The organism is Telluria sp. GW821-FHT07G12 (assembly GCF_059418525.1).
The window spans coordinates 313,797-335,606 of record NZ_JBWKQA010000003.1 but is presented as its reverse complement, the minus strand read 5'-3'; the positions used below and the strand labels follow the sequence as shown (position 1 = coordinate 335,606).

Here is a 21,810-nt window from a genome sequence, read left to right as displayed (position 1 = left end):
GATTCCGGATAGGCCTTCATGTTGAGGGCGTGATCGGGATTTCAAGTCGCCACCACCACTTTACGCGCTTGCCGCGCCGGCTGCGGGTCCGGGTTCGGGTTCGCGGCGCCGGCGCGCGCTTCGGCGGACGGCGCATCGAATTCGTAGTTGCTTGCTTCATGCACTTCCCAGGCGCCCTCGCCCGTCAGGTGCAGCACGTGGGTATGGTGGCGCAGCACGGCGGCGCGGTGGGCGATGCTGATCAGGGTCGTGCCGCTCTCGCGCAGGCGCGCATAGAGCGAGGCTTCGTTGGCGCTGTCGAGCGCGCTGGTCGCTTCGTCCAGGATGACGATGCCCGGCGCATGCACCAGCACACGGCCGAAGGCCAGGCGCTGCTGCTCACCCACCGACAGCAGCTTTGCCCAGTCCTGCACGGCGTCCAGGCCGCCCACGCGCTCGGCCAGGCGCGGCAAGTGCACCAGCTGCAGGATTTCCAGCAGCTGCTCGTCGCTCAAGTCGCAATGCGCACTGGGGTAGATCAGCTGGCTGCGCAGCGTGCCCGCCTGCAGATAGGGCTGCTGGGGCAGGAAGAAGAAATCCTCGATGGGCGGATGATGGATCGCGCCACTGCCCGTGTGCCACAAGCCTGCGATCGCGCGCAGCAGCGAGCTCTTGCCGCAGCCGCTGTCGCCGGTGATGAGCAGGGCGTCGCCCGGCTTCAGCTTCAGATTCAATTCCTTGATCAGCACGCGCTCGGATTGCGGCGGATGCAGGGTGAGCGACTCCAGCGCGAGGTGACCGGCCGGATGCCGCTCGATGCGCGGGTGCTTGCCCTCGTCCAGGTTGGCCGGCGCCACGCCCGGCAGCACCAGCTCGGACAAGGCCTGCAGGCGGCCGATGCCCGCCACGAAGCGGCTCAGGCTCTCGAAGTTGTCGACGATGACGCCGACGGCGCCGAGCACCGCGGTGAAGGCGCCGGCCGCCTGGATCGCCCGCCCCACTTCCAGTTCGCCGGACAGCACGCCGTCGGCCAGGAGCACGCCCGGCAGCACCAGGGTGAGCTGGCTGAAGGTGCGCTGGAAAAAGTTGAGATTGCGCTGCTTTTTGATCAGCCGGGTAAAGTTGTTGATTACCTTGTCCAGCTTGCTGTCGATGTGGGCCCGCTCCTGCGCCTCGCCGCGGTAGAAGGCGATCGACTCGGCGTTTTCGCGCACGCGCATCAGGCTGAAGCGGAAATCGGCCTCGCGCCGCAGCTGCCAGAAATTCAGGTGGATCAGCGGGGTGCCGAACACCCAGAGGGCGATCACGGTGCCCAGCAGCGCATACACCGCCAGCACGCCGACCAGCAGGTGCGAGATCGACCACAGCACGGCGCTGAAGGCCACCAGCTGCATGATCGAACCGAGGAAGATCAGCAGGAAGTTGATCGACCTGCCGGTGAAGGTGTTGATGTCTTCGCTGATGCGCTGGTCGGGGTTGTCGATCTCGCTGTCGGACCCGAGCTCGTAGTATTTGCGCCCTTTCAGGTAGCCGTCGAGGAAGCGGCCGGTGAGCCAGCGCCGCCACTGGTTCGCGAACAGGTCGCGCATGTAGTAATAGAAGGCGTAGACCGGCACCGCGAAGGCCAGCACGAACAGGCAGGCCCGCACCGATTTCCAGAAACGGCCGCCATCCTTGGCCGCCAGCGCCGAGGTCATCTCGCCGGACTGGTCGTTCAGCATGACCGCCAGCTTGGTCTCGACCAGCATCAGCACGATCAGGAGCAGCAGCAGGACCCAGGCTTTCTTCTTTTGCTCGCCCAGCCAGTAAGGCTTCGCCACACTGAGGAATTGCTTCCATGCTTCGATCGACAAGGGAGCGGCGCGCCGTCGCTTGGGTGCCGGGACCTCATCGGTCTCGGCCTTGCTGGGTGCGGAAGATCGCTTGGTCATTTCTTGTGCCGCCGTATTTGCATGAATCACGGCCCCAGCATACGACCGGGTACAGGTCTGTTCAGTGCGGAAACAGACATAGCAGGAATACCTCTGGCAGACGCTGCACGACACAATTCCTGTCGGCATTCTTTACAGGTAAAAACACGACACAAATTTAACATACGTAAATACCAATCAAATCAGGCACTTACCTGTCTGGCATGGTAGTTGCTTATATAAAAGCAAGCTTGCTGGAAGTCTACTAATTAAGATAAAAGCGATAAAAGAAAGGTCCAAAATGTTACTCAAACCGATCAGCGCATTACTCTCTACCTGCGGCGTTCTGTTGTTCGTTTCGACGAGTGCACAGGCTGCCGTCATCACGCTGGACAAAGGTTTCTCCACTAGCGCATCGAGCGCGACGTTCAATGGCACCGGAACGAAAAGCCAGACTGCCACGACGACGACGAGCTTCAGCCAGTTCGACGCCAGCAAAGGCGTGCTGACCGGCGTGAATATCGCCGCCAAGACCGCTGACACCAGCGGCCAGAACGTCAGCCTTGACGTCAAGTACAGCGGGAATACCCCGAACGCCAGCCCGGCCAGCTCGGTGCAGACCACGGTCGGCGTGACGGCCGCAGGCGCAGACACCAGCGCAAAATCGGCCGCGAGCAAGGCAGCAGTTACTTGCACACACACGGTGGCAACTTCCCCCTCGACCAAGTGCGGCACCACGGTGGTCACTGGCGCCAACACGGCAACGACGTCGAAGACCGCTTCGGGTGGATTATCTGGCGGTGTGTCCACGGATGTCGACAATTCCTACCTGAACGCTTACGTCGGCGCCGGCAAGGTCGATGTGACCGAATCGCTTGAAGTCAGCGCCACGAATTCCGGTGCCCTCACCAATGCCACGTCGACGACGAAAGCAAACGCCACCTGGAACGGCAGCACGACGCTGAGCTACACCTATCAGGAACATGCGGCTGCGGGCTTCGTCGGCAGCGCCGGCAACACGCTGGATCTGAATTTCGGTTCGTTCTTCGTGGGTGACAAGGTTGGCAGCCTCGGCTTCTCGCTGGCCAATCTGCTGGGTGACCGCGTTGCCTTGAGCCTGCTCGCAATCGACCAGACCGGTGACACCGCCCATCAGTTTTCGACCAACCTGGCCCTGTTCGACGACCTGAGCGCAGGCGAAAGCACCCTGTTCCAGGCTGACTTCCTGGCAAACATCGCCGGCCTGCACTCTGTCAGCTACCTGCTGACTTTCGGCGACTATGCGCCGGACGCAGCCTCGAACAGCCTGTATTCGGGATCGACCCTGACCCTGAATCTGTTTGCTGAAGTCATTCAGCCGGAACAGCAGCAAATCGACGTGCCGGAGCCGGCATCGATTCTGCTGCTGGGCATGGGCGCAGCTGCCTTTGGATTCAGCCGCAAGCGCCGCCAGCGCTGATTGACACGCGGCTGGACGCCCCGCGCGGGGCTTCCAGCCAGCGGTTTGCTACTGCATTACTTCTGCATTACTTCTGCAAGTCCCAACCACCGAAGGCGTTCGGCAGCTGAGCTGCCGCGGTGGTCTCCATCAGGTCCCCCTTCAGGTTCGTCAATACCACCGGCAGATTGTTACCGCCCAGCTCCAGGGTCACCTGGCGGCAGGCGCCACAGGGCGCGATCGGGCCCTCGGTGTCGCCGATCACGGCCAGGGCCGTGAAATCGCCCGGCTTGTAGCCGTGCGCGATGGCCGAAAAGAAGGCGGTGCGCTCGGCGCAGTTGCACAGGCCGTAGGATGCGTTCTCCACATTACAGCCGCGGAAGATGCGGCCATCCTTGCATTCCAGTGCGGCGCCGACCTTGAACTTCGAGTACGGCGTGTAGGCCAGTTCGCGGGCGGCGCGGGCTTCCTCGATCAGCTTTTCGTATTTCATCGTGGTTCCCTTACGGACGGATGGTCTTGTAGATCATCGGCTGCGCAGCTGGCTGCTCCTGCGCGATGCGGTATGCGGCCTGCACCTGACGGACGGCCTGCTCGGCCGCTTCCTGGGTGCGTGCGTGCACCAGCGCGATCGGCTGGCCGGCATCCACCTTGTTGCCCAGTTCGATCAGGTCGGTCAGGCCGACGGCGAAGTCGATCGGGTCCTGCGGACGGATACGGCCGCCGCCCAGCGCCACCACCGCCAGGCCCAGGCCGCGGCAGTCGGTGGAATAGGCGTAGCCGGATTCCAGCGCCGGCACCGGCACCACGATCGGCGCCTTGGCCAGGTGGGCGTCCGGCTTGTCCATCAGGTCGGCCGGGCCGCCCAGGGCGGTCACCATGCGTGCGAAACGCTCGGCAGCTTCGCCCGAATCCAGCGCGCGCTGCAGCTTGGCGTGGGCTTCTTCGCTGGTCGCTGCCAGGCCGGAGATGACCAGCATCTCGGCGCACAGCGCCATCGTGACTTCGTGCAGGCGCGCCGGGCGCGATTTGCCGGTCAGGTAGTCGATTGCGACGCGCACTTCGACCGCATTGCCGGCCGCCGGGCACAGCGACTCGTTCATGCCGGTCAGGATGGCGGAAGTACGGGTGCCGGCGCCGTTGCCGACCTTGACGATCGACTCCGCCAGTTCCACCGATTTCTCGTAGGTCGGCATGAAGGCGCCGCTGCCCGCCTTGACGTCCATGACCAGCGCGTCCAGGCCCGCCGCCAGCTTCTTCGACAGGATCGAGCCGGTGATCATGGCGACCGATTCCACGGTGGCCGTGGTGTCGCGGATGCTGTAGAAGCGCTTGTCGGCCGGCGCCAGCTGGGCGGTCTGGCCGATGATGGCGACGCCGACTTCCTTCACCACTTTCTTGAAGAGCTCAGGATCGGGGACGGTGGAATAGCCGGGGATCGAATCGAACTTGTCCAGCGTGCCGCCGGTGTGGCCCAGGCCGCGGCCCGAGATCATCGGCACGTAGCCGCCGCAGGCCGCGATCATCGGGCCCAGCATCAGCGAGACGACGTCGCCGACGCCGCCGGTCGAGTGCTTGTCGACCACCGGACCCGGCAGGTTCAGCGACTTCCACTCCATGACCTGGCCGGAATCGCGCATCGCCAGCGTGAAGGCGACGCGTTCGTCCATGTTCATGTCGTTGAAGTAGACGGCCATCGCGAGGGCCGCGATCTGGCCTTCGGTGACCTCACCGTTGGGGATGCCGCGCACGAAGAACTGGATCTCTTCCTTGGAAAGGACGCCGCCATCGCGCTTTTTGCGGATGATTTCTTGGGGGAGGAACATGAGATGCTTCCTTAAATGTTAGCTCTTGAAACGTCATTCCCGCGGAGGCGGGAATCCATACGTCGCGTGCTCATAGGCTCAGTATGGATTCCCGCCTTCGCGGGAATGACGTTGTTTTATGTCGCTACTACTTAGACGCCGTACGGAATCCAGACGTTCTTCACCTGGCTGGCATGCTGCAGAACCGACTTGCCGCAAGCCTGCTTGGCATCGAACCAGTCGCGGCCTTTCGCGCCGCCGGTCCAGGTGCGCTTCAGCGACTCGGCCGACAGGCGCTCGACTTCGGCGCAGCCCTCGGCCGAACCGTCGTGGCGCCACACGGCATCCACGTCGAAGTGCGAAGCCAGCGTGCGCGCCAGTTCGTCGGCCGAACCGGTGACGATGTTCAGCGCGCCGCCCGGCAGGTCCGAGGTATCCAGCACCTGGTACAGGTCCAGCGCCGACAGCGGATGCGCTTCCGACGGCACGGCGATCACGCGGTTGCCCAGCGCCAGCGCCGGCGCCACCAGCGAGATGAAGCCCAGCAGCGGGTTCTCGTTCGGGCAGATGATGCCGATCACGCCGACCGGCTCGTTCAGCGCCACGGTGATGCCGTGCATCGGCGGCTGGTGCGCCAGGCCGTCGTACTTGTCGGCCCATGCGGCCCAGTAGAACAGCCGTTCGATCGATGCCTGCACTTCCGCAGCGGCGTTCTTCGAACCGGTCTGCTGCGCGATGCGCGTCGCGAATTCGTCGGCGCGCACGGCCAGGTTTTCGGCGATGTAGTACAGGACCTGGGCGCGGTTGTGCGCGGTTGCCTTGGACCAGCCGGCCGCCTTGTGCGCGGCTTCGACGGCGTTACGGATGTCCTTGCGGTTGCCTTCGCCGATGTCCGCCAGGAAGGCGCCGTTGGCGCCGTTGATGGCGCGGCTGTAGGCGCCGTCAGGGCGTGCCTGCTTGCCGCCGATGTAGAGCTTGGCGGTGCGGTCGACAGCGAACGGAACGCCCTCTTCCGTCGGCTTGACCTTGCCTTTTTCTGCCACGACCGGTGCGGCCGGGCGGCGGTCTTCCGCCAGCGGGGTCAGGTACTCGTACATGCCCTCTTTGCCGCCTTCGCGGCCGAAGCCCGATTCCTTGTAGCCGCCGAAGCCGCAGGCTGCGTCGAACTGGTTGGCGGTGTTGATCCACACCACGCCGGCCTTGATGGCGGGCGCCACGTCCAGCGCCAGGCTGATCGACTCGGTCCACACGCAGGCGGCCAGGCCGTACACGGTGTTGTTGGCCAGCTGGACGGCTTCACCCGGGGTGCGGAAGCTCATCGCCACCAGCACCGGACCGAAGATTTCGGTCTGGGCCACGGCGGCCGAGGTCGAGGCGCCGGTGATCAGGGTCGGAAGGAACCACGAACCGCCAACCGGCATGTCGCAGGCCGGCTGCCAGATTTCGCAGCCTTCGGCACGGGCGGATTCCACCAGGCCGTTGATGCGCTGCTGCTGCACCGGATCGACCAGGGCGCCGATGTCGTTCGACTTGTCGAGCGGCGAGCCGACGCGCAGGTTCTGCATGCGCGCCTTGACCTTGGCGATGAAGCGCGGGTACACGGACTCCTGCACCATCAGGCGCGAGCCTGCGCAGCAGACCTGGCCCTGGTTGAACCAGATCGAATCGACCAGGCCTTCGACGGCGGCGTCCAGGTCCGCATCTTCGAAGACGATGAAGGGCGACTTGCCGCCCAGTTCCAGCGACAGCTTCTTGCCGGTGCCGGCGGTCGCCTTGCGGATGATGCGGCCCACTTCGGTCGAGCCGGTGAAGGCCAGCTTGTCGATGCCAGGATGATTGACGATGGCTTCGCCCACGCGGCCGTCGCCGGTGACGATGTTGACCACGCCGGCCGGCACGCCTGCCTGCACGCAGATCTCGGCGAACAGCAGTGCGGTCAGCGAGGTGAACTCGGCCGGCTTGAAGACGATGGTGTTACCAGCAGCCAGGGCCGGGGCGATTTTCCACGCCAGCATCAGCAGCGGAAAGTTCCACGGCACGATCTGACCAACCACGCCGACGGCGCGGTAGTCGGCGAATTCTTCCGACTGCAGCTGGGCCCAGCCGGCGTGATGGTAGAAGTGGCGCGCGGCCAGCGGCAGGTCGGCATCGCGGGTTTCGCGGATGGTCTTGCCGTTGTCCAGGGTCTCGAGCACCGCGAACAGGCGCGAGTGCTTTTGCAGCAGGCGGGCCAGCGCGTACAGGACCTTGGCGCGGCCGTGGCCGCCCATGGCGACCCAGCCCGGCTGCGCACGGCGTGCGGCGGCAACTGCGCGCTCCACGTCGTCCGCGGTGGCCTGGCTGACTTGCGCCAGTTCGCTGCCGTCGGCCGGATTGAAGGAGCCGAAAGTCTCTGCCGCTTCGGTCCAGGCGTTATCGATGAACAGGCCGAAACGGCGGCCGTGCTGGTCCAGCCACGCTTGCGCTTCCTTGGTGCTTTCGGGTGCGGGACCGTAATCCATAGTCTGAAGAATCTCTTTAATAGTAGGCATGACGAATCCGTAATTCTTAAGGTTGCGCGTGGCGGTGGGCGGCCGAGTAGTAGCCCGTGACATGGTGCTCGAGCTGGCGCTCGATGTCGGTCAGGAGGCTGGAGGCGCCGATGCGGAACAGGTGCGGTTCCAGCCACTCGTTGCCCAGCTCTTCCTTCATCACGGTCAGGTACTGCAGCGCGGACTTGGCGGTGCTGACGCCGCCGGCCGGCTTGTAGCCGATCTTGAAGCCGGTACGCTCGTAGTATTCGCGGATCGCGCGCACCATCACCAGCGACACCGGAATCGTCGCGTTGACGCCTTCCTTGCCGGTCGAGGTCTTGATGAAGTCGGCGCCTGCCATCATGCAGACCCACGACGCCTTGGCCACGTTTTCCAGGGTGACCAGGTCGCCGGTCGCCAGAATGGCTTTCACGTGCGCTTCGCCGCACGCCTGGCGGTAGGCCAGCATCTCGTCGTACAGCGCCTGCCAGTTACCGGTCAGGACGTGCTGGCGGGTGATCACGATGTCGATCTCGGTCGCGCCTGCGGCCACGCTCAATTCGATCTCGCGCAGCTTGGTTTCCATGCTCGACAGGCCGGCCGGGAAAGCGGTCGACACGGCGGCGATCGGCATGCGGCCCTGCAGCACCTGCACGGCCGGGGCGATCATCTCGTGGTACACGCAAACGGCGCCGGTCTGCAGGCTGTCCAGGCCCAGTGCCTGCATCAGGTCGGTGCGCAGCGGGCGCATCGCCTTCATGCACAGGCGCTCGACGCGGCCCGGGGTGTCGTCGCCCGACAGGGTGGTCAGGTCGATGCACTGGATGGCTTTCACCAGCCAGGCAGCCTGGTAGTCCTTCTTGACCGTGCGGCGGTTCGCCAGGCTGACGGCGCGGCGGTCGGCGGCGTTGCGGTTGACCTTGAGGTGGTTGATCCAGCCCAGGTCGAGGCCGATGGCCGTGTTACGTTTGAATTCCAGGTTCGGGCTCATAGCAGGGCAGTTCCGTTCGAAAGAGGTTTGACGCCGAGGTGTTTGGCAAGGGTTGCACCGATATCGCTGAAGGTGTCGGCGGTCGGCAGTTCTTTGCTTGGTGCGGCCGGGCCGAAGAACAGCATCGGGATGTGTTCGCGGGTGTGGTCCGAACCGGGCCAGGTCGGGTCGCAGCCGTGGTCGGCGGTGATCACGACCAGGTCGCCTTCCTTCAGCTTGGCGATGAATTCCGGCAGGCGCGCGTCCAGCTCGTGCAGCGCGTTCGAGTAACCGGCGACGTCGCGGCGGTGGCCGAAGTGCATGTCGAAGTCGACGAAGTTCACGAAGGTCAGCGATTTATCGGCGGCGGTGTCGGCCACTTCGAGCAGGCGGTCGAACAGCGCCATGTTGTCGGCGCCCTTGATCAGCTGGGTCACGCCCTGGCCTGCGAAGATGTCGCTGATTTTGCCGAGGGCGATGACTTCGCCGCCGGCGTCCTTGACGTGGTCCAGCAGGGTCGGCGCGACCGGCGGCACGGCGTAGTCGTGGCGGTTGCTGGTGCGCTTGTACTTGCCATTGCTGCCGACGAAGGGACGCGCGATCACGCGGCCGATGTTGTAAGGCTTGACCAGTTCGTAGGCGGCTTCGCAGACTTCGTACAGGCGCTCCAGGCCGAAGGACTCTTCGTGCGCGGCGATCTGCAGCACCGAGTCGGCCGAGGTGTACAGGATAGGCTTGCCGCTGGCGACGTGCTCGTCGCCCAGCTGGTCGATGATGGTGGTGCCGGAAGCGTGGCAGTTGCCCAGCCAGCCCGGCACGCCGGTCAGTTCCTGCAGCTTGTCGGTCAGCTCTTGCGGGAAGCTCGGCACGGTCTTCGGGAAGTAGCCCCAGTCGAACAGCACCGGCACGCCGGCGATTTCCCAGTGGCCGCTCTGCGTGTCCTTGCCGGTCGACTGCTCGCGGGCGACGCCCCAGGCGCCGCTGAAGCCTTCGCGTCTGGCGAAACCGGCCGGCCATTCGCCGCTGGCTTTATGGGCAGCGGCGCCGAGGCCGATGCTTTCCAGGGTCGGCAGCGACATCGGCTTGCCTTCCCTGGCGGCCCACTCGGCAATGTGGCCGAGGGTGTTGGCGCCAGTGTCGCCGTACTTGTCGGCGTCCGGCAGCGCGCCGAGGCCGAAGGAGTCGAGCAGGAGGATGAATGCGCGTGACATAAAGTCTCTCTAATCAGTCGGGGGTCAGAGCCCACCCGTGAAATTCGGGCTCTGACCCCGAATCGTAATCAAGCAGTGGTGGTTGCGCCCAGGCGTTCGATGAATGCGTGCATCAGCGCGACCAGGTCCTTGGCCGCGATCGCAGCGTACTTCAGGGTCTGCTCGTGCGACAGCGGGAACGGGGTCAGGCCTTCGGCCAGGTTGGTGATGGCGGACATGCCGGCAACCTTCAGGCCGCAGTGGCGGGCGGCGATCACTTCCGGGACCACCGACATGCCGACCATGTCGGCGCCCATGGTGCGGAAGGCGCGGATCTCGGCGGCCGTCTCGAAGTGCGGGCCCGGGGTCGACAGGTAGACGCCTTCGTGCAGGGTGATGCCCTTCTCCGCCGCCACGCTCTTCACCAGTTCGCGGGTTTCGGCATCGTAGGCATTGGCCATGCTGAAGAAGCGCGGGCCGAAGCGGTCGTCGTTCGGGCCGGCCATCGGGCTGCCCGGCAGCAGGTTGATGTGATCGGTCAGCACCACGATGCTGCCGGCGTCGACTTCAGGACGCAGCGAACCGGCGGCGTTGGTCACGAACAGCAGCTCGCAGCCGATCAGTTTCAGGGTACGGACAGCGGATGTCATCACGCTGGCGCCGTAGCCTTCATAGAAGTGGCCGCGGCCCTTCATGCAGGCGACCGGTACGCCGGCCAGGGTGCCCAGCACCAGTTCGCCGGCGTGGCCGTGCACGGTGCTGATCGGGAAGCCAGGCAGGTCGGCATAGCTGATCGCGACAGCATCCGTCATCTGCTCGGCCAGCACGCCGAGGCCGGAGCCGAGGATGAGCGCCACACGCGGCGTGAATCCGGGCTTGCGGGCGCGGATGACGTCGGCGGCTTCGAATGGGGTGTTGCTGAGCATGGATGGCTTCCTTGTGAATACGCTGGATTTGGGGTGTTTTGCTGGCGGACCGGGGAGGCTTTTACTGCGGGTTGCACGGAAAGCGGGAGCCAGGTGCACCAAATTAATCGAACTATGCATTATCGTGGATTGGTATGGCAAATACCAAATTTCTGCTCGATTTATATGAAGAAGGTATAAATAAGCTATCCTACATATTCGCTGGCGCATACATGGTATTGCCAGCCACAACTAAGAGCGAAAGCGTATGCATTGACGCCAACCAAACAAATGTTTAACATCAAAAACAATTGTTTATCGCCTTTTCTACCGTGACCGAGCACTCAAAAAAACAACAGCTGTACGAGCTGATCCGCGCGAATCCCTTCATTTCGCAGCAGGACCTGGCCGCCAGCCTGGGCCTGTCTCGTTCGGCAGTCGCCGGCCATATCGCCGGCCTGATCCGCGAGCGCAAGCTGCTCGGACGCGCCTATGTGCTGCCGGACCGCCGTCCCGTCACCTGCATCGGCGCGGCCAACCTCGACCGCAAACTGCGCTCGCTGGCCGGCATCGCCCTGCACACATCGAACCCCGCCAGCCAGAGCGAATCCTTCGGCGGCGTCGCCCGCAACATCGCCGAGAACCTCGCGCGCCTTGGCACGCCGGTTGCTTTACTCACTGCAACAGGCAAGGACAGCTCGGGCGCCGCCCTGCTCGCGCATGCACAGGGTCTCGGCATCGATACCGGCGGCACCCTGCAGATCGAGGGCGCGGCCAGCGGCACCTACACGGCGGTGCTGGACCAGGACGGCGAGATGGTGGTGGCGCTGGCCGACATGGCCTTGTACGACCGCCTCGACCCCGCCTTCGTCGACGCTTGCCAGACCCGGATCGCAACCAGCGCGCTGGTGGTGGCCGACCTGAATCTGCCGCTGGACACCGTGGACGCCGTGATCGCCCAGGCCCGCCTTGCCGAGGTGCCGCTGGTGCTGGTGGCGGTATCCGAGCCGAAGATGGCGCGCCTGCCGCAGGATTTGTCCGGCGTGCGCCTCCTGATCCTGAACCGCGGCGAGCTCGCGGCGCGGGTCGGGCGCGAGCTCGCCAGCGAAACGGACTTCGATGCCGCGGTGGCCGAAGTGCGGGCCCAGGGCGCGCGCGACCTGGTCGTCACGCGCGGCGCCGAGGGCGTGATGTACACCCGCGGCGGCGACATCGTCCGCTTATATGCGCACGGCGCCCAGGTGGTCGACGTCACCGGCGCCGGCGATGCCTTCGCGGCCGCCGTGTGCTGGTCGCTTATCCAGGACGGCGACGACCTCGAACTGGCCTGCCGCCGCGGCCTGAAACTGTCGGCGCTCACGCTCGGCGTGGCCGAGACGGTGCATCCGCGGCTCGGCCCGGAGACTCTCATGAACACGAACACCCAGGACTGAACATGCAATCCTTCCTCCAGTTTTCCCCTGAAGTACAAGCCGCCCGCGCCGCCGGCAAGCCCATCGTCGCCCTCGAATCGACCATCATCTCGCACGGCATGCCCTATCCGCAGAACGTGCAGACCGCGCGCGAAGTCGAGCAGGTGATCCGCGACGCCGGCGCGGTGCCGGCCACCATCGCCATCATCGACGGCCGCATCTGCATCGGCCTGGCCGACGAGCAGCTTGAGCTGCTGGGCCAATCGAAGGACGCGATCAAGGTCAGCCGCCGCGACCTGGCCTACGTACTCTCGCAGAAGAAGCTCGGCGCCACCACGGTGGCCGCGACCATGATCTGCGCGAAGCTGGCCGGCATCGAAGTCTTCGTCACCGGCGGCATCGGCGGCGTGCACCGCGGCGCCGAAACCAGCTTCGACATCTCGGCCGACCTGCAGGAACTGGCGCAGACCGGCGTGGCCGTCGTCTGCGCGGGCGTGAAGTCCATCCTCGACATCGGCCTGACCCTCGAATACCTCGAGACCCATGGCGTGCCGGTGGTGAGCGTCGGCCAGGCGGCCTTCCCCGCTTTCTTCACGCGCGACAGCGGCTTCAAGGCCGACTTCCAGCTCGACACGCCGGAAGAACAGGCGCGCTTCATCCGCACCAAGTGGCAGCTCGGCCTGGAAGGCGGCGTGGTGGTCAGCAACCCGGTGCCGGAAGCCTCCGCGATGCAGAGCGAGGAGATCGACGCCATCATCGCCCAGGCGCTGCGCGAAGCGGACCAGCAAGGCGTGAAGGGCAAGCTGGTGACGCCCTTCCTGCTGGCGCGCATCAAGGAGCTGACCGGCGGCCGCAGCCTCGTCACCAACATCGCCCTGGTCAAGAACAACGCCCTGGTCGGCGCGCAGCTGGCCGTGGCGCTGGCCCACGTGGCTCACTAACTCACGGACCGACATGTCGATCGACCTGAAGCAGCTGAAATACTTCCTCGCGGTGGCCGAAGAAAAGAGCTTCAGCCGCGCCGCCGAGCGCCTGCACATTTCGCAGCCGCCGCTCTCGCAGCAGATCATGAAGCTGGAAAGCGAATTGGGCGTGCGCCTGTTCGCGCGCACCACACGCAGTTTCGAGCTGACCGTGGCCGGCAAGGCCCTGATGCAGGAAGCCTCGGATCTGCTGGGGCGGATGCGGATTGCGGTCGACACCATCCGCCAGATCGACCGCGGCGAGGTCGGGCGCCTGCGCGTGGGCATCGTCGGCTCGGCGATGTGGGGACCGATCCCCGGCCTGCTCGAGCAGTTCCAGAGCCAGTTCCCGCGCGTGACCTGGACCATCCACGAACTCGGCCCCGACGAGCAGTGGGACGCGCTGCGCGGCAAGCAGATCGACGTCGGCTTCTGGCGCGAGCCGAAGCGCGAAGAGGACGACCTGAAGCACGCCAACCTGCGCCAGGACCTGTGCTTCCAGGAGAACTACTGCGTGGCGGTGAATGCCCAGCACCCGCTGGCGGGCAAGGACCATATCGACCTGACGGACATCGCCGGCGAGCCGCTGCTGACCCTGCACCTCGACCAGTCGGCCGAGCCGCGCTACCTGATCCAGTGCTGCGTGAACGCCGGCTTCCAGCCGACCATCTTCCAGGAGGCGGCCGAGCCGCAGACCCTGCTGGCGATGGTGGGCGCCGGACTGGGCGTGGCGCTGATGCCGGAGACGACCGGACGCATCGGCTGGCCGGGGGTGCGCTTCTTGTCGATCAAGCGGAATCCGCCGTCGGCCAATCTGTATATCACCTATCCGATCCAGGACGATGCGCCGGTGGTGCGGGCGTTTTTGAAGATCGTGAATCCCGAAGGGGAATGAACAGTTAGAATGCGTGCTTGAAAACCTGAGGGAGCAGCACGATGAAAAAGACCGACCTGGCCAAGTACGACGCCAAGAAACTGATGAACCAGGCAGGCCCGCGCGCAGCCTCCTTCGGTACCGCCACGGCAGCGCCGGTCGACCGCCGCGAACAGCGCGAGCGCGAGCGGGCCCTTGGACTGGTGCCCTTCGCGGTCAAGCTCAACGGCGACCTGGTCAAGCAGCTGCAGGAGCTGGCGAAGGAACGTGGCGTCGAGATGAACGAGCTGGTGGCCGAGGTTCTGCAAAAAGGCCTGGCCGCCTGACCGTCCGAAGGCTAGTCACATCGCGCCAGCGCGCTGCGTTCATCGCAAGGAATCGTCCCTTCCAATCGATGAAGGTTCGACGTGACCTGCCCTTTGCACGCGAAGACCGATTCACGGCCCTGGCTGCCGGGCGTCACCTGCACACCCCGGTGATACTCGGGCTTTTCACCGCCGTCGTAATAATCGAACACCATATAGGCATATTTCCCGATCGAGAACGTCACCTCGGAACGCTCGGTCTGAAACCGTGAATAGTGGGCATACCGAAAATGTTCGGGGTTCCCATTGGCCTTGTCGGGGTAGGCCAGTTCGATTTTTTGTCGCGTACCGAAGCGGTAGTACAGGCTTCCCTTGCCGGCAGCGAGATCCGGCGAAGCACACATCGACACGATCTTCGAAGCCCGGCCGGTCGCACAGGCAAAGATGACCTGCTCACCCGCAAGGCAGAGGTTTTCGCCGGCGGAGGCGCCCGCTCCCGCTACCGAACAAAGAACAAGCAGAAGCCTGCCGGCCATGGCCGACTTCAATGCGTCGCCCCACCCGCCAGCACCACATCGGTCTCCACTCCCACCGCCACCTCCACCGCCACGCGCAAGCCCGCCACGATCTCCTCCAGCGTCATCGACGGCGTCGGCTCCGCATAAGCCGCAGCCTGCTCCGGCAGGAAAGGCACATGAATAAATCCTGCTTTGACCGGCAAACCGCGCAGATGGTGCATCAGCGCATAGAACACGTGATTGCACACGAAAGTCCCGGCAGTCTGCGACACCCCCGCCTTGATGCCCTGCTCGCGGATCGCCGCCACCATGGCCTTGATCGGCAGGGTCGTGAAGTAGGCAGCCGGGCCGTCTGCGACGATGGGCACGTCGATCGGCTGCTGGCCGGCGTTGTCGAGGAAACGGGCGTCGTCGACGTTGATGGCGATGCGTTCGATCGAAATCTCGGGACGCCCGCCGGCCAGGCCGACGGCGATTGCAATGTCGGGACGGAGCTCGTCGACGAAGCCGAGCAGCGCCTCGGCGGCGCGGCCGAATACGCAGGGCAGCAGGCGCACCTCGACCCGGAAGGCTGCGCCTTTCCCATCGCCTGACCAGCCGTCGAGAAGGCGCACGGCTTCCCACGAGGGGTTGATGTCGGCGCCGCCAAAGGGTTCGAATCCGGTGAGCAGAACGGTTTTCATAGGTTTATCGATACATCAGGAAGTACAACAGGACGATATTCGCCAGCAGCAGCGGCAGCGCGGTCGGCAGCTGGGCCTTGATTACGGCGTTCTTGTCCGGCAGCTCCAGCAGGGCCGCCGGCACGATGTTGAAGTTGGCGGCCATCGGCGTCATCAGGGTGCCGCAGTAGGCGCTGAACATGCCGATTGCCGCCATCACGGCCGGATTCGCATGATACACCCCGACCAGCACCGGAATCCCGATGCCGCCCGCGATCACGGGAAAGGCGGCGAAGCCGTTGCCCATCACGACCGTGAACAGGGCCATGCCGATGCAGAAGGCGGCGCAGGCGACCAGGCGCGAATCCATCGCGATGTAGGAGGTGGTGATGTGGGCCACCGCCTTGCCGACGCCCGCTTCGGAGAACAGCAGCCCGAGCACGGCCAGCATGTGCGGCAGCACCACGGCCCAGCTCATCGCGTCGATCAGGCGGCGCGCCTCGCGCACGCCCTGCAGCGGCGTGGCGCGCGTGAACCAGCAGGCCAGCGCCAGCGCGATCACGGACGCGCAGCCCATGCTCACCAGGGTCAGGTTCTTCGGGTCCAGCAAGGGCGTGGCGTCGATGCGCACGTCTTTCAGCAGCGTCGAGCCGATCATCGTCACCACCGGAATCGCCAGCGCCGGCACCAGCAGCTTGTGGCCCAGGCGCGATGCGCTGGCGCGGCGCGCCTCTTCCGGCGCCAGCTGCGCCTTGCCGCCCTTGACCAGGCCGCAGCCGGCCACCAGCGCCATCGCGATCATCAGCAGGCCGGTAACCGCGGGGGGCAGGCGTCCGCCGGCCAGGTACAGCAGCGCGTACAAGCCCCAGAACATCGCCGTCGTGAAGCGGCGCGGGTTGGTCCGGTCGCGCAGGTTCATGATGGCCGTGGCCGCGAACAGCAGGCCGATCAGGACATAGAAATCGTCTAAGGAGAAAATCACTTCGGCGCTCCCGCGGCGGCGCGCAGGATGCGGGCATCGAGCCGGCGCAAATTCCAGGCGTGGATGATGAAGGCCGTCACCGCCGTCGGAATGCCCCACAGCGCCATGTGCAGCGGATCGATTTCCAGCCCTTCGGCGCGCAGGATGGTCTGCATCAGCACGATGGCGCCGAAGGCCACGAACACGTCCTCGCCGAAAAACAAACCGACGTTGTCGGTGGCGGCGCTCATGGCGCGGATGCGCTGGCGCATGGCTTCGTCCAGCGTGCGATTGTTCTCGTGGTAGCGCGCTTCGGCGGCGGCCTCGGCCATCGGCGCCACCAGCGGCCGCACCATGTTCGGATGGCCGCCCAGGCTGGTCAGGCCGAAGGCGGCGGCCAGCTCGCGCGCCAGCAGGTACACGGTCAGCAGGCGCCCGGTGGTGGCGGAGCGGATCTTCGCGATGCTGGCCTGCGCATGCTCCTTCAGGCCGGCGCGCTCAAGCAGGCCGATCGCCGCCAGCGGCAGCAGCAGGATCAGCGGCAGGTTGCGCGTCTTGACGAAGGCCGTGCCGAGCGACTCCAGCAGGTGCATCAAGGGCAGGCCGCCGGCGATGCCGGTGACGCCGCAGGCGGCGATCACGACCAGCACCGGATTCGCGCGCAGCAGGAATCCGGCAACGACGACGGCGATGCCGAGCAGCGGCCACAGGTTGACAGCAGTGTGCATGTGTCTCCAGCTGAGTTTTGTTAGCGCGAAGATATTACCTCAGCATAGGTCACGTATAGCGAATGGATGAGATCCACGACCGAAATCCGCGCCGCCGTCGCTTTTGAGCCGGAAAGCCGGACCCTGCACGAATCCGCCTTTTTTCTTTGCGTGCGCGCATGCCGGATCGACGCGTGCTCGCTATGCTCGGTGGGTCATCAAGAGGAGAGATGTCATGAATTCGCTATTGCGCTGCGCGGCCCTGCTGGCCGCGCTCGGGCTCGCCAGTTGCGGCGGCGACGTCGGCATCGGCATCGGCGTCGTCTGGCACCCCGACGATCATCCCTGGCCCAACCATCCTGACTGGCCCAGCTGGCCCGACCGGCCGCAGGGCGCCACCGGCCTCTTCCCCATCGCCGGGGACGTGTGCGGCGTCTGCAGCGGCTCCGCGGACGGCACTGGCTCGGCGGCGCGCTTCAATGCGCCGGAAGGCATCGTCGCGGACACTGCCGGCAACCTGTACGTGGCGGAGCCGGCCAGTGCGACCGTCCGCAAAGTCACGCCGCAGGGCGCCGTCACGACCCTGGCCGGCGCCCGCAACGCGGTCGGCTATGCGGACGGCGACGGCGCTGCGGCGCGCTTCAACCAGCCTTCCCGGCTCACGACGGATGCGCAGGGCAATGTCTACCTGACCGATACTGGCAACTCGGTGGTGCGGCGGATCACGGCGGGAGGATCGGTGGGCACGGTGGCCGGCAACGGCACCTGCGGCAGCGCGGACGGACGCGCGACCGGCGCCCAGTTCTGCAATCCGAAGGGCATCACCCTGGACCGCCGCGGCAACCTGTGGATCGCCGACACCGGCAACCACACGGTGCGCCGCATCGACAGCGTCGGCAACGTGACGACGGTGGCCGGCTCGCCGGGCGTGTGCGGCAGCGCAGACGGACGCGGCGGCACGGCGCGCTTCTGCAATCCGCAGGACGTCGGCGTGGACGAGTGGGATAACGTGTACGTGGTCGATACCGGCAACTCGACGGTTCGGATGATCAAGCCGAATGGCGAGGTATCGACGCTGGCCGGCCAGGCGGGCCAGTGCGGAGCGGTGGACGGCAGCACGAGCGTGTCGCGGCTGTGTGCGCCCAGCGGCATCGCCGTGGAGGGCAATGACCTGTATATCGCGGACACCGGCAACGCCACCATCCGCAGGATCAACCTCGACGACGTGACCAGCACGGTGGCGGGTGTGGCCGGCCATCAGGGCATCGCCCTGGGCGCCCTGCCCGGCGGCCTGGACCGGCCGGCCGGGGTGGCGCGCGCGCCGGACGGCTCCTTCGCGCTCACGACCCATAACCTCGTCGTGAAGCTGCTGCCGGCGAAGTAGGATTAGTCCGGACGCACTGGGGTAGCAGCGTCCTTGCCCACCACGGTGGTCCACGGACGCACGATCCAGGACTGCACCAGGCCTTCGGTCACGTAAGGATCGGCCTTGGCGAAGCGCTCGGCCACTTCCGGCGAGTCGCCGGTGAACAGCAGGACGGCGTAGTCGGCCGGGTCGGCCAGGGCGCCGGCGATCACGATCTCGCCGCGCTGCTCGGCTTCCCAGGCCAGTTTCAGGTGTTCGTTGCGGAATTCGCCGCGGCGCGCCAGGTAATCGGGCGCCAGTTCATACATCAGCAAGTAGTGCACGTAGTCTCCAGTAGGTAGGGAAGGAATCATATGACAGTCCATCTTAACCGATCAGGAGCAATGCAGGTCCCGGTGGGGATGGCACCATGGCCCCATGAAACGCCATCTCATTACCCTGGGCGCCCGCACGACCGCGGACGGCGTCGTCAGCTCGGCCTCGAGCGCCATGTCGATCGACGGCGCCCGCGTCGCCCTCGAAGGCGATGAAGTCAGCTGCCATACCTGCGGCGCCACCGGCACCATCCGCTGCACGGGGCCGCGCACGCCGGAGCGCTTCGACGGCAGGCTGGTCGCGCTGGAAAACGACGAGTGCGTCTGCAGCTGCGCCACGCCGCCCAAACTGCTCCCCAGCCAGGGCCTGCGCTACCAGATGGTGGACGACGCGGCCGCTTTCTGAGCGCCTCCTGCAGCTTTGCGCCATGCATAGTATAGTTATACCGTGTTGTGTTATGGCAACGTTGTGCAGGTAATTCTCAAGCCATCAGGGTTTTGTACCTCAGCGCACAGACTGTTCAAGGATGGCAGAGGTAGACTGGTAGCATGGACACTCGGAAAAAAGTAGCGGCGGGAATGGCTGGCTTTGCCAGCATGCTGTGGCTAGGCCTCACGGCTGCGGTCGCGGCCAACCAGCGCCGCCTGGTGTTCAATCCGACCGTCGAGCGGGAAGTCAAAAGCCCGCGCAGCAGCGGCCACCGCACCCGTCCCGTGGTCTTGCGCGCCGCCGACGGCACCCGTCTGTGCGGCTGGCTGATGACGCCCAAGATTCCGGGTCCGCACCCGGCCGTCGTCTACTTCGGCGGCCGCTCCGAGGAAGTCTCCTGGGTGGTGCGCGATGCCGGCAAACTCTTTCCGAATATGGCCGTGCTGGCCGTGAATTACCGCGGCTATGGCGAATCGCATGGCGTGCCGGCCGAGATCCAGATGGTCGAGGATGGCTGCATGCTGTTCGACTGGATGGCCGCGCGCCATCACGTGGATGCGCGCCGCATCGCCGTGGTCGGCCGCAGCCTGGGTTCCGGGGTGGCGGTGCAAGTCGCGAAGGAGCGCCCGGCGCATTCGGTGGTCCTGATCACGCCCTACGATTCGATCCTGGCGATTGCCAAGCGCAAGTTCCGCGTGATGCCGATCGAGTACATGCTGCGCCACCGCTTCGAGTCGATCAAGTATGCGCCGGCCTTGAAGGCGCCGACCTATGTGCTGCGCGCCGCCAGCGACGACGTGGTGCCGCATTCGCATACCGACCAGCTGGTGGCCAAGCTGGCCCAGTTGTGCGGCGACGACATCGTGCCCGAGTCGGACCACATGAACATCCCTTACCTGGAAGGCACCCAGAGCCGTATCGCGACTTTCCTGAGCTCCCAGTTCGACAAGCCGCTCGGCGAACCCATCCCCGTGCAGGTGCAGGTCCAGGCCATTGCCGCTTCCGCCGGCATCATTCCCGCCCCGGCCATCGCTGCCGCCGCGATCGACGCGGCGCCTGTCCTCATGCCGCCGCCCGGCGCGGCAATTCCCGCGCCCACGCTGGCGGCGGTCGTCAATCCGTCCGAGCCAATCAATGTGCCGGGCCTGTCCCTTCCGCTCACCGGAAAGTAAGGTGTTGTCATTACGCACACGCCAACACGTGTGGTTTTCTGTAAGAAACACCTGAAAAGTAGCACTATTTATATTTCAACTAAATAAATTGCGAAGTAAAATCGTATTTGCCACGAATAAACGGGCTGATGCATAGTTCGCAAAGCTGAAGGTCTCCGGACTGCGCCATGCGCCCGGCCTCGACCGCGATACAAATCGTAACCACTAGATAGAACGAGATTTGACAAAATCCGCTGGCAGTGCGCCGCGGATGGCTGGTCCTTGCTTTGCCGCCTCCCATCGCAGCCGTTGCGCCGGGTACAATATCAGGATTCCAGGAGCGATTTACATGAAATTCAAGCAACTCAGTATGACGATCGCGGCGCTGTGCGTCGCCGGCAGTGCGGCCGCCGCGGGCGCGCCGAAGCTGGGCATCGTCTACGACGCCGGCGGCAAGTTCGACAAGTCGTTCAACCAGTCGGCAGCCGAAGGCATTGAGCGCTTCAAGAAAGAAAACGGCATCAACGTCTTCGAAGCCCAGGCCAGCAGCGATACCCAGGCCGAGCAGGTGCTGCGCGGCCTCGCCCGCAAGAAGCTCGACCTGATCGTGTCGATCGGTTTCTCGCAGACCCAGGCCGTGCAGAAGATCGCCGCCGAGTTCCCGGCCGTGCACTTCGTGATCATCGACGGTAACGCCACCGGCAAGAACGTCAACTCGATCCTGTTCAAGGAACAGGAAGGCTCCTACCTGGTCGGCATGGCCGCCGCGATGGCTGCCAAGTCGGGCAAGATCGGCTTCGTCGGCGGCATGGACATCCCGCTGATCCGCGCCTTCGAATGCGGCTATGCGCAGGGCGCCAAGGCCGTCAATTCGAAGATCGACGTGCAGCAGAACATGGTCGGCACCACCGCCGCGGCCTGGAACGATCCAGCCAAGGGCGGCGAGCTGGCGCGTGCGCAGTTCGACCGCGGCGCCGACGTGGTGTTTGCCGTGGCCGGCGGTTCGGGCCTGGGCGTGCTGCAGATGGCCAAGACCAAGGGCAAGCTGGCGATCGGCGTCGACTCCAACCAGAACGACATCCAGCCGGGTTCCGTGCTGACCTCGATGGTCAAGAACGTCGGCAACGCCACCTATGACGCGCTGATGCAGGCCAAGGCCGGCCAGTTCGCTTCCGGCGTGACCTACAAGGGCCTGAAGGAAGGCGGCGTCGACTGGGCACTGGACAAGAACAACCGTGCCGTCGTTCCTGCTGCAATGGAAAAGCGCGTGAACCAGGCCAAGGCCGACATCATCAGCGGCAAGATCAAGGTCGTGGACTACCGCACCGCCGGTTCCTGCCCGCAGTAAGAAATTTTTCTGATTTAAACAAAGCGCGCCGCGCCGGCATCAACCGGCGCGGCGCGTTTTTGAATAATGCACCCCGTCTTTATTTACTCT

General features: G+C 65.1%; 21 protein-coding genes. 9 read left to right on the top strand and 12 right to left on the bottom strand.

Annotated elements, in window-relative coordinates; all coding sequences use genetic code 11:
* Positions 1-41 precede the first annotated feature (41 nt).
* Positions 42-1,910, bottom strand: a complete 1,869-nt coding sequence (locus AC07PE_RS14060) for an ABC transporter ATP-binding protein/permease (RefSeq protein ID WP_498765388.1) — start codon at positions 1,908-1,910, stop codon at positions 42-44.
* Between the two features lie 328 nt (positions 1,911-2,238).
* Between AC07PE_RS14060 and AC07PE_RS14055 the strand changes: the two genes are divergently transcribed.
* Entirely contained in the window at positions 2,239-3,348 is a 1,110-nt protein-coding gene (locus tag AC07PE_RS14055; protein WP_498765386.1) for a PEP-CTERM sorting domain-containing protein, read from the top strand.
* A 67-nt stretch (positions 3,349-3,415) separates the two neighbouring features.
* Here AC07PE_RS14055 and AC07PE_RS14050 read toward each other — a convergent pair whose 3' ends face one another.
* The 6 genes from AC07PE_RS14050 to xapA form a co-directional block, all read right to left on the bottom strand.
* Positions 3,416-3,820 (bottom strand): cytidine deaminase, encoded by a 405-nt coding sequence (locus AC07PE_RS14050; protein ID WP_498765384.1) that lies wholly within the window; start codon positions 3,818-3,820, stop codon positions 3,416-3,418.
* Between the two features lie 10 nt (positions 3,821-3,830).
* Entirely contained in the window at positions 3,831-5,153 is a 1,323-nt protein-coding gene (gene deoA, locus AC07PE_RS14045; protein WP_498765382.1) for a thymidine phosphorylase, read from the bottom strand.
* Positions 5,154-5,284: 131 nt separating this feature from the next.
* Complete coding sequence (locus AC07PE_RS14040; protein ID WP_498765380.1) at positions 5,285-7,663, bottom strand: aldehyde dehydrogenase family protein; 2,379 nt, start codon at positions 7,661-7,663, stop codon at positions 5,285-5,287.
* A 16-nt stretch (positions 7,664-7,679) separates the two neighbouring features.
* Positions 7,680-8,636, bottom strand: a complete 957-nt coding sequence (gene deoC, locus AC07PE_RS14035) for a deoxyribose-phosphate aldolase (protein ID WP_498765378.1) — start codon at positions 8,634-8,636, stop codon at positions 7,680-7,682.
* A complete protein-coding gene (locus AC07PE_RS14030) occupies positions 8,633-9,826 on the bottom strand; it encodes a phosphopentomutase (protein ID WP_498765376.1) in 1,194 nt (397 codons plus the stop codon). The genes deoC and AC07PE_RS14030 overlap by 4 nt, the downstream gene beginning before the upstream one ends.
* A gap of 68 nt (positions 9,827-9,894) precedes the next feature.
* Complete coding sequence (xapA, locus tag AC07PE_RS14025) at positions 9,895-10,731, bottom strand: xanthosine phosphorylase (protein WP_498765374.1); 837 nt, start codon at positions 10,729-10,731, stop codon at positions 9,895-9,897.
* 311 nt (positions 10,732-11,042) lie between these two features.
* On the opposite strand from xapA, the gene AC07PE_RS14020 reads away from it, so the two are divergent.
* Genes AC07PE_RS14020 through AC07PE_RS14005 form a run of 4 tightly spaced genes read left to right on the top strand, consistent with a single transcriptional unit; the run spans position 11,043 to position 14,284 of the window.
* On the top strand, positions 11,043-12,143 hold the full coding sequence (locus AC07PE_RS14020) for a carbohydrate kinase (protein ID WP_498765372.1): 1,101 nt from the start codon (positions 11,043-11,045) through the stop codon (positions 12,141-12,143).
* 2 nt (positions 12,144-12,145) lie between these two features.
* On the top strand, positions 12,146-13,063 hold the full coding sequence (locus AC07PE_RS14015) for a pseudouridine-5'-phosphate glycosidase (protein ID WP_498765370.1): 918 nt from the start codon (positions 12,146-12,148) through the stop codon (positions 13,061-13,063).
* 13 nt (positions 13,064-13,076) lie between these two features.
* Positions 13,077-13,979, top strand: a complete 903-nt coding sequence (locus AC07PE_RS14010; protein ID WP_498765368.1) for a LysR family transcriptional regulator — start codon at positions 13,077-13,079, stop codon at positions 13,977-13,979.
* Positions 13,980-14,020: 41 nt separating this feature from the next.
* The gene (locus tag AC07PE_RS14005) at positions 14,021-14,284 is read left to right on the top strand and encodes a hypothetical protein (RefSeq protein WP_498765366.1); all 264 of its coding nucleotides are present in this window, start codon (positions 14,021-14,023) and stop codon (positions 14,282-14,284) included.
* Positions 14,285-14,295: 11 nt separating this feature from the next.
* On the opposite strand, the gene AC07PE_RS14000 is transcribed toward AC07PE_RS14005, so the two are convergent.
* The 4 genes from AC07PE_RS14000 to AC07PE_RS13985 are packed head-to-tail and all read right to left on the bottom strand — an operon-like array spanning position 14,296 to position 17,132.
* Positions 14,296-14,799: a hypothetical protein gene (locus tag AC07PE_RS14000; protein WP_498765364.1), complete on the bottom strand. Its 504-nt coding sequence runs from the start codon at positions 14,797-14,799 to the stop codon at positions 14,296-14,298.
* A gap of 8 nt (positions 14,800-14,807) precedes the next feature.
* On the bottom strand, positions 14,808-15,464 hold the full coding sequence (pcp, locus tag AC07PE_RS13995; protein ID WP_498765363.1) for a pyroglutamyl-peptidase I: 657 nt from the start codon (positions 15,462-15,464) through the stop codon (positions 14,808-14,810).
* Between the two features lie 4 nt (positions 15,465-15,468).
* Positions 15,469-16,425, bottom strand: coding sequence for a DUF979 domain-containing protein (locus AC07PE_RS13990; protein WP_498765362.1), 957 nt, complete (start codon positions 16,423-16,425; stop codon positions 15,469-15,471).
* Positions 16,422-17,132 carry a DUF969 domain-containing protein gene (locus tag AC07PE_RS13985; protein ID WP_498765360.1) on the bottom strand — a complete coding sequence of 237 codons (711 nt, stop codon included), beginning with the start codon at positions 17,130-17,132 and terminating at the stop codon, positions 16,422-16,424. The genes AC07PE_RS13990 and AC07PE_RS13985 overlap by 4 nt, the downstream gene beginning before the upstream one ends.
* Before the next feature lie 214 nt (positions 17,133-17,346).
* Between AC07PE_RS13985 and AC07PE_RS13980 the strand changes: the two genes are divergently transcribed.
* Positions 17,347-18,495 (top strand): NHL domain-containing protein, encoded by a 1,149-nt coding sequence (locus AC07PE_RS13980; protein WP_498765358.1) that lies wholly within the window; start codon positions 17,347-17,349, stop codon positions 18,493-18,495.
* A gap of 2 nt (positions 18,496-18,497) precedes the next feature.
* Here the strand turns inward: AC07PE_RS13980 and AC07PE_RS13975 are convergent, their stop codons facing one another.
* The gene (locus tag AC07PE_RS13975; RefSeq protein ID WP_498765356.1) at positions 18,498-18,800 is read right to left on the bottom strand and encodes a YciI-like protein; all 303 of its coding nucleotides are present in this window, start codon (positions 18,798-18,800) and stop codon (positions 18,498-18,500) included.
* 94 nt (positions 18,801-18,894) lie between these two features.
* Between AC07PE_RS13975 and AC07PE_RS13970 the strand changes: the two genes are divergently transcribed.
* From AC07PE_RS13970 to AC07PE_RS13960, 3 genes are all read left to right on the top strand, one after another.
* Positions 18,895-19,197, top strand: coding sequence for a PAAR domain-containing protein (locus AC07PE_RS13970; protein WP_498765354.1), 303 nt, complete (start codon positions 18,895-18,897; stop codon positions 19,195-19,197).
* Between the two features lie 143 nt (positions 19,198-19,340).
* Positions 19,341-20,393: an alpha/beta hydrolase gene (locus tag AC07PE_RS13965; protein WP_498765352.1), complete on the top strand. Its 1,053-nt coding sequence runs from the start codon at positions 19,341-19,343 to the stop codon at positions 20,391-20,393.
* Between the two features lie 328 nt (positions 20,394-20,721).
* Positions 20,722-21,720 (top strand): BMP family lipoprotein, encoded by a 999-nt coding sequence (locus AC07PE_RS13960; RefSeq protein WP_498765350.1) that lies wholly within the window; start codon positions 20,722-20,724, stop codon positions 21,718-21,720.
* Positions 21,721-21,810: the final 90 nt, after the last annotated feature.

Bases quoted from the DNA above. Each gene is read 5' to 3' on its own strand.
- xapA (WP_498765374.1), bottom strand. From the start codon at position 10,731: ATGCTCAGCAACACCCCATTCGAAGCCGCCGACGTCATCCGCGCCCGC.
- pcp (WP_498765363.1), bottom strand. From the start codon at position 15,464: ATGAAAACCGTTCTGCTCACCGGATTCGAACCCTTTGGCGGCGCCGAC.
- AC07PE_RS13980 (WP_498765358.1), top strand. From the start codon at position 17,347: ATGAATTCGCTATTGCGCTGCGCGGCCCTGCTGGCCGCGCTCGGGCTC.
- AC07PE_RS13965 (WP_498765352.1), top strand. From the start codon at position 19,341: ATGGACACTCGGAAAAAAGTAGCGGCGGGAATGGCTGGCTTTGCCAGC.
- AC07PE_RS13970 (WP_498765354.1), top strand. From the start codon at position 18,895: ATGAAACGCCATCTCATTACCCTGGGCGCCCGCACGACCGCGGACGGC.
- AC07PE_RS13960 (WP_498765350.1), top strand. From the start codon at position 20,722: ATGAAATTCAAGCAACTCAGTATGACGATCGCGGCGCTGTGCGTCGCC.
- AC07PE_RS14015 (WP_498765370.1), top strand. From the start codon at position 12,146: ATGCAATCCTTCCTCCAGTTTTCCCCTGAAGTACAAGCCGCCCGCGCC.
- deoC (WP_498765378.1), bottom strand. From the start codon at position 8,636: ATGAGCCCGAACCTGGAATTCAAACGTAACACGGCCATCGGCCTCGAC.
- AC07PE_RS14060 (WP_498765388.1), bottom strand. From the start codon at position 1,910: ATGACCAAGCGATCTTCCGCACCCAGCAAGGCCGAGACCGATGAGGTC.
- AC07PE_RS14030 (WP_498765376.1), bottom strand. From the start codon at position 9,826: ATGTCACGCGCATTCATCCTCCTGCTCGACTCCTTCGGCCTCGGCGCG.
- AC07PE_RS14005 (WP_498765366.1), top strand. From the start codon at position 14,021: ATGAAAAAGACCGACCTGGCCAAGTACGACGCCAAGAAACTGATGAAC.
- AC07PE_RS14040 (WP_498765380.1), bottom strand. From the start codon at position 7,663: ATGCCTACTATTAAAGAGATTCTTCAGACTATGGATTACGGTCCCGCA.
- AC07PE_RS14050 (WP_498765384.1), bottom strand. From the start codon at position 3,820: ATGAAATACGAAAAGCTGATCGAGGAAGCCCGCGCCGCCCGCGAACTG.
- deoA (WP_498765382.1), bottom strand. From the start codon at position 5,153: ATGTTCCTCCCCCAAGAAATCATCCGCAAAAAGCGCGATGGCGGCGTC.
- AC07PE_RS13985 (WP_498765360.1), bottom strand. From the start codon at position 17,132: ATGCACACTGCTGTCAACCTGTGGCCGCTGCTCGGCATCGCCGTCGTC.
- AC07PE_RS14000 (WP_498765364.1), bottom strand. From the start codon at position 14,799: ATGGCCGGCAGGCTTCTGCTTGTTCTTTGTTCGGTAGCGGGAGCGGGC.
- AC07PE_RS14010 (WP_498765368.1), top strand. From the start codon at position 13,077: ATGTCGATCGACCTGAAGCAGCTGAAATACTTCCTCGCGGTGGCCGAA.